Source organism: Parvibaculum sp., assembly GCF_045863935.1.
Classification (GTDB): Bacteria; Pseudomonadota; Alphaproteobacteria; order Parvibaculales; family Parvibaculaceae; genus Parvibaculum.
Genome location: NZ_BTVP01000037.1, coordinates 26765 through 33021 on the forward strand (window position 1 = coordinate 26765; position 6257 = coordinate 33021).

Below are 6257 nucleotides of genomic sequence, written 5' to 3' on the forward strand. Positions count from 1 at the left end.
AAGGTCTCCGGCAACCGGAGCTGCGCGCGCGATGCAAATTTATCTGCCGATTGCCGAGTTGCCGGTCAGCATCCTGACCATTCTAGCCATGGGCGCGGCGGTCGGATTTCTCTCAGGCATGTTCGGTATCGGCGGCGGCTTTCTCATGACGCCGCTGCTGATCTTTCTCGGCATACCGCCCGCCGTCGCCGTCGGCACGCAGACGACGCAGGTCGTCGCATCGTCGGTGACGGGCGCACTCGCCCATTTCACGAGACGGTCCATCGACTTCAAGATGGGCGGCGTTCTGCTTGCGGGCGGCGTCGTCGGTTCGCTGAGCGGCATCTATCTCTTCAAGCTCCTTGCCGCAATCGGACAGATCGATCTCGCGATCTCCATCGTCTATGTGCTCTTCCTGAGCGTGATCGGCGCGATGATGATGGTCGAAAGCGTGCAGGCGATACGCGCGGCACGCGGTGGGCGGACAGCGACGCGGCGCGGGCACCACAGCTGGATCCACGGCCTGCCCTTCAAAGTGCGCTTCAGGCGCTCGAAGCTTTATATCAGCGTGATCCCGCCGATCCTCGTCGGATATTTCGTCGGCACGCTTTCCGCCATCATGGGCGTCGGCGGCGGCTTCATCATGATCCCGGCGATGATCTATCTGCTGCGGATGCCGACCAATGTCGTGATCGGCACGTCCTTCTTCCAGATCGTTTTCGTGGCGGCGCTCACCGGCGTCATGCATTCGGTGGAGAACCAGGCGGTCGACATCGTGCTTGGCTTCCTGCTCGTCGTCGGCGGCGTGATCGGCGCGCAATATGGCGTGCGGGCAGCGGAGAAGATGCCGGCGGAGCAACTACGCGCGCTTCTCGCGGCCATCCTCCTGCTCATCGGCATGCGGCTCGGCTACGATCTCGTGAGCACGCCGCCCGATCTCTATTCCGTGATCGAAGCGGAGCCGCTCTCATGATGCGGCGCGCGGCGGTACTGTTCATTGCGTTTCTTGCTTTCGCGGCGCCTGTGCGCGCGGACCAGCTCGTCACCGATCTCTCCGAACACCAGGTTGCGATCCGCTCGAACTTCACGGGCACGCAGATCCTTCTGTTCGGTGCGGTGGAAGCGGCGCGGCCCGGATCTCGTGCGCTCAACCGCGACATCGTCGTGGTGGTTCAAGGCCCGTCGCGGCCGATGACCGTGCGGCGCAAGGAACAGATGACGGCGATCTGGGTCAACCACGACAGCGTGACCTATCCAAGCGTGCCGGGCTATTACGCGATCGCGAGCACGCGGCCGCTCGAAGTGACGGCAACGCCGGAGACGCTGAAGGCGCTGCGCATCGGCATCGAGAACATCGACCCCGGCACGCCCATCGCGCATGCCATCGACGGCACGCAGCAGATCCTGCCGCCGGACGAGGAGCGCGCCTTCTGGAAGGCGCTGATCCGTAACAAGCGGCGCGACGGGCTTTACATCAACGTGCCCGGCGGCGTCACCTTTCTCGGGCAGACGCTCTTCCGCGCGACTGTCGACATTCCCGCGAAAGTGCCTGTCGGGCTCTACACGGCGAAGGTCTATCTGCTTCAGGACGGCGAGATCATCGACACGATCTCATCGCCTCTTTATATCGAGAAGGGCGGCGTCGAACGGTTTCTCTACCGCATGGCGCATACGGACCCGCTGCTCTATGGCATGATCGCCGTGCTGGTCGCAGCCTTCGCGGGCTGGCTTGCATCGGCTGTGATGGCGCGGCGGTAAGGACGAGAAAATGGAAGTCGGATATTTCGCCGCGGCGCTTGGCGGGCTCATCAGTTTTCTTTCGCCCTGCGTGCTGCCGCTCGTGCCCGCCTATCTCTGTTTCATTGCAGGCACGTCGCTCGAAGAACTGACGCGCGAGGACGCGGAGGGAAAGCCGCTCGCCTCCGAAGGGTTGACGTTGCGCGTTGCGCTCGGCGCCGCTGGCTTCGTGCTCGGCTTCACGACGATCTTCGTTGCGCTCGGCGCCAGCGCCTCCGCGATCAATCCGCTGATCCTTCAGCACAAGGAGCTTCTGTCGCGCATCGCGGGCGCCGTCATCATCGTATTCGGGCTTCACTATATGGGGCTCTTCCGCATCGCCTTCCTCAATCGCGACGCGCGCTTCCACATCGCAGGAAGCGGCGAGGGCGAGCGAAGCTATCTGATGCAGTTTGCAAGTCCTTATCTGCTCGGACTTGCCTTCGCCTTCGGCTGGACGCCGTGCATCGGCCCCATTCTCGCGACGATCCTCACCATTGCGGCGGCGCAGGAAAGTCTCGCTGCCGGTGCGTCTCTGCTCACCGTCTATTCGCTGGGGCTTGGCATACCGTTTCTCGCCGCCGCATTCGCCGTACGCGGATTTTTGAGCTTCGCATCGAAGTTCCGGCGGCACATGCGACAAGTCGAAATCGCGGCCGGCGTGCTGCTCGCCGTGACGGGCCTGATGATGCTGACGGGAAATTTCGAGCGGATCGCGATCTTCCTGATCGAGACGTTTCCGGTGCTCGGCACGCTCGGCTGAGCGGGGATAAAGCGGCGCTTTTTCGGGCGACTGTCATCGAAATGTCATCGAACCGTCATGAATGGTGCCCGGAGACCGCTTGAAAAAAGTAGTCCCCGGTTTTCGATGCTTTTGTCTGGCGCTGCCCCCGCCCCGAAATTCGCGGCGCGAATTTCGACCCTCCCCGAGGGGAGGGTGGGGATTAGTTTTTCGATCAGTCGGCTTCGAGGCGGCGGGCCGAAACGGGGATAACCGTGCGCGCACCCATCATCCAGGCGTGAAAGTCGAAACCGGGCAGCAAATCGTCGTAAGCCGTGTCGAGCACGTTGAGGCCGCCTGCATAGGCGCCGAAGGCGGGCATGATCATGCGCGTGCCGTCCGACGCGAAACAGCGGCGGCGCAGACGCCGGCCGCGCACGCGAACCGCCGCACAGGGATGAAGATGGCCCGCGATCTCGCCTGTCGAGGGCGCTGCCCGCGGTTCATGACGGAAGGTGAGCGGGCCGACGCGAAGTTCCTCCATCACCGCGCCGCCGAAGGCGCGAGGCGGAACCGGATCGTGGTTGCCCGCAATCCAGATCCAGTCGAGCGACTTTGAAAGCCGCGCGAGGCGCGCGGCGTCTTCTTCGTCCATCCGGTGTTCGGCGTCGCCGTCATGGAAGCTGTCGCCGAGCGCGACGAGGGTTTGCGGTTTCAACTTTGCGACAAGCGCTTCAAGACGGGCGATGGTGGTGCGCGTGTCGTAAGGCGGGAGCGCGATGCCGCGTGCAGCAAAGGCGGAGCCTTTTTCGAGATGGAGATCGGCGACGGCGAGGAGGCGCTCGTCCGGTGCCCACGCCGCGCCTTCGGGCATGAGATCGAAGCTCACGCCGCAGACGCGGAGCGAGGGATGGGTTTCGAGGCGAGGGTCTTTTTCTTTCAGCTCATACATTCGGCGGCGCCAGTCGAGAGGCCCATGGGCCCCGGCTTTCGCCGGGGTGACACTTCTATTTATTGAAAGGCAAAGGTATTTATTGAGAGGCAAAGGGTCAAACGAGCCGCGTCGCCTCCGCGATCAGATCGTCTGCCGCTTCGGAGAGTAGCGCTTCGTTCGCTTCGCCGTCCACGCTCACCTTGCCGATGTCGAGGAGGACGGGCACGGCCAGCGGCGAGACGCGGTCGAGGCGTTTCAATGTGATGCGGCCCTTGATGCGCCTCAGCATCTCCGCGACGCGGGCGACATCGAGGAGGCCCGTCGAGGCATCGTTATAGGTGGCGCGGAGCAGGATGTGGTCCGGCTCGTGCTCGCGCAGCACATTGTAGATGAGGTCGGAGGAGAAGGTGACCTGGCGGCCGGTCTTCTCCATGCCCGGATAGCGGCGCTCGATCAGGCCGGAAATGATGGCGCAATCGCGGAAGGTGCGCTTCAGCAGGCTCGACTCGGCGAGCCAGGCATCGAGATCGTCGCCCAGCATGTCCTCGGCGAAGAGTTCGCCGAGCGGCAATTCATGGCGCTCATGCATGAGGCCCGGATCGCGCAGGCACCAGATGGCGAGCGAATATTCCGACGCGACGAAGCCCAAGGGCCGTGCGCCCGCGCGGTCGAGGCGGCGGGTGAGCAACATGCCGAGCGTCTGATGCGCGAGGCGGCCCTCGAAGGGATAGCAGACGAGATAGAAACGGTCGCCGCGCGGAAAACACTCGACCAGAAGATTGTTTTCGCCCGGCAGGACGGAACGCCAGGCCTGTATCTCCAGCCATTCGCGCACCGGCGGCGGCAGCGACGACCATTGTTCGCGATGCGCGAGCATGGTGCGGACGCGGGCGGCAAGATAGGTGGAGAGCGGGAACTTGCCGCCGTAATAGGACGGGATCATGGGCGAGGGATCGTTCGACTTCGTGACGAGGGCTTCGGTTTCGGCCAGCCCCTCGAAGCGAAGCACATGGCCCGCGAAGAGGAAGGTGTCGCCGGGGGAAAGCTGGTCGATGAAATATTCCTCGATCTCGCCCAAGTAGCGCCCGCCCATCGCACCGATGGGACGCCGCCCGCCGCGCTTGATCATGCGCACTTTCAGCATCGGCGCCTCGACGATGGTGCCGACATTCATGCGGTATTGCTGGATGACGGAGGGCGAGGCGGCGCGCAGGCGCATGTCGCCTTCCGCCTTCGCATTGGGACGGAGGCGCGCGAAGCGGTCGTAATTCTTCAGCGCATAGCCGCCGGTCGAGACGAAATCGACCACCTTGCCGAAATCGTCCCGCGTCAGCGCATGATAGGGCGCGGCGGAGCGCACCTCTTCATAGAGGTCATCCGGATCGAAAGGCGCGGAACAGGCGCAGCCGAGCACATGCTGCGCGAGCACGTCGAGCGCGCCAGTGCGCGCGACCATGCCGTCCTGCGCGCCTTCGAGGGCGGCGGCGCGGGCGGCTTCGCATTCCAAGACCTCGAAACGGTTTGCCGGAACGAGGAGGGCGCGCGAGGGCTCGTCGAGGCGGTGGTTCGCGCGGCCGATGCGCTGGGCCAGGCGGCTCGCGCCTTTCGGCGCCCCCATATTGACCACGAGATCGACCTCGCCCCAGTCGATGCCGAGATCGAGGGTCGAGGTGCAGACGACGGCGCGCAGCGTGCCCGCCGACATGGCGGCCTCGACCTTGCGGCGCGCCTCTGCCGACAATGAGCCGTGATGAAGCGCGATGGGGAGCGCGTCCTCGTTGAGGCGCCAGAGTTCCTGAAAGACGAATTCGGCCTGGGAGCGCGTGTTCACGAAGACGAGGACGGTGCGGTTTGCGCGGATCGCCTCGTAGACGGCGGGGAGCGCGTGGCGCGCGGAATGACCCGACCAGGGGATGCGCACTTCCTCGCGGCCGTCCTCAAGCGGCGTGAGCACCGAAATCTCCGGGCGGGCGCCCGCCGGCGCGACGACGACCTCGCTCAGGCTTTCACCCATTTGCGGCTGGGGCATCAGATAGCGGCGAAGCGCGTCGGGTTCGGCGACGGTGGCCGACAGGCCGGTGCGGCGAAGGCCCGGCGCGAGCTTTGAAAGCCGCGCGAGGCCGAGCGAGAGAAGATCGCCGCGCTTCGAATTCGCGAGCGCGTGAAGCTCGTCGAGCACGAGATGCGCGAGCGAGCCGAAGAAGGCGCCCGCGTCCGGATAGGACAGGAGAAGCGCGAGCTGCTCGGGCGTCGTCATCAATATGTCGGGCGGTTCGCGGCGCTGACGCTGGCGGCGGTTCTGCGGCGTGTCGCCGGTGCGCGTTTCGATGGAGATGGAGAGGCCCATTTCGGCGACGGGCATTTCGAGATTGCGCTTCACATCGACGGCGAGCGCCTTCAGGGGCGAGATATAGAGCGTGTGGAGCGCGGGCTTTCGCGGCGCGGGCCGTGCGGCGAGATCGACAAGGCTCGGCAGGAAGCCCGCGAGCGTCTTGCCAGCCCCCGTGGGCGCGATGAGGAGCGCCGATTTGCCCGCCTGGGCGAGGGAAAGAAGCGCGAGCTGATGGCCGCGCGGGCGCCAGCCGCGGCTTTCGAACCAGCGGGCGAAGAGCGGGGGGAGCGTTGCGGCTTGCGCCTCGCCAACAATTGAGGCCGGTTCGTTCATCGGAGGAGAGTAGCAGCGAAGCCAAATGCCGTCATCGCGAAGCCGCCACGGGTATCCATGGCGACCCGGACCGGCGACGGCGTCCCCCCGCCCCAAAATTCGCCATGCGAATTTTGACCCTCCCCGAGGGATTCCTCTGCGAAACCCATCGCGTTCGGGTTTGCCGGGTATCCGGTGTGGTG

6 protein-coding genes are annotated in these 6257 nt (G+C 65.0%); 3 read left to right on the top strand and 3 right to left on the bottom strand.

Features of this window, described 5'->3' with window-relative positions; all coding sequences use genetic code 11:
* Positions 1-31: 31 nt before the first annotated feature.
* From ACKUUH_RS14080 to ACKUUH_RS14090, 3 genes are read left to right on the top strand one after another with little or no spacing between them, the layout of a single operon-like run.
* A complete protein-coding gene (locus ACKUUH_RS14080) occupies positions 32-952 on the top strand; it encodes a sulfite exporter TauE/SafE family protein (protein ID WP_407950546.1) in 921 nt (306 codons plus the stop codon).
* Entirely contained in the window at positions 949-1737 is a 789-nt protein-coding gene (locus ACKUUH_RS14085; protein WP_407950547.1) for a TIGR02186 family protein, read from the top strand. The genes ACKUUH_RS14080 and ACKUUH_RS14085 overlap by 4 nt, the downstream gene beginning before the upstream one ends.
* A gap of 10 nt (positions 1738-1747) precedes the next feature.
* The gene (locus tag ACKUUH_RS14090; protein ID WP_407950548.1) at positions 1748-2518 is read left to right on the top strand and encodes a cytochrome c biogenesis CcdA family protein; all 771 of its coding nucleotides are present in this window, start codon (positions 1748-1750) and stop codon (positions 2516-2518) included.
* A gap of 193 nt (positions 2519-2711) precedes the next feature.
* On the opposite strand, the gene pdeM is transcribed toward ACKUUH_RS14090, so the two are convergent.
* From pdeM to ACKUUH_RS14105, 3 genes are all read right to left on the bottom strand, one after another.
* Entirely contained in the window at positions 2712-3428 is a 717-nt protein-coding gene (pdeM, locus tag ACKUUH_RS14095) for a ligase-associated DNA damage response endonuclease PdeM (protein ID WP_407950549.1), read from the bottom strand.
* A gap of 97 nt (positions 3429-3525) precedes the next feature.
* The gene (locus ACKUUH_RS14100; RefSeq protein ID WP_407950550.1) at positions 3526-6075 is read right to left on the bottom strand and encodes a ligase-associated DNA damage response DEXH box helicase; all 2550 of its coding nucleotides are present in this window, start codon (positions 6073-6075) and stop codon (positions 3526-3528) included.
* Positions 6072-6257, bottom strand: a 186-nt coding sequence (locus ACKUUH_RS14105; protein WP_407950551.1) for a hypothetical protein, incomplete at its 5' end; no start/stop codon positions are given. The genes ACKUUH_RS14105 and ACKUUH_RS14100, both read right to left, overlap by 4 nt.

What these genes read in the sequence shown, in the direction of transcription:
- ACKUUH_RS14080 (WP_407950546.1), top strand. Translation starts at nt 32, where the DNA reads ATGCAAATTTATCTGCCGATTGCCGAGTTGCCGGTCAGCATCCTGACC.
- ACKUUH_RS14085 (WP_407950547.1), top strand. Translation starts at nt 949, where the DNA reads ATGATGCGGCGCGCGGCGGTACTGTTCATTGCGTTTCTTGCTTTCGCG.
- ACKUUH_RS14090 (WP_407950548.1), top strand. Translation starts at nt 1,748, where the DNA reads ATGGAAGTCGGATATTTCGCCGCGGCGCTTGGCGGGCTCATCAGTTTT.
- pdeM (WP_407950549.1), bottom strand. Translation starts at nt 3,428, where the DNA reads ATGTATGAGCTGAAAGAAAAAGACCCTCGCCTCGAAACCCATCCCTCG.
- ACKUUH_RS14100 (WP_407950550.1), bottom strand. Translation starts at nt 6,075, where the DNA reads ATGAACGAACCGGCCTCAATTGTTGGCGAGGCGCAAGCCGCAACGCTC.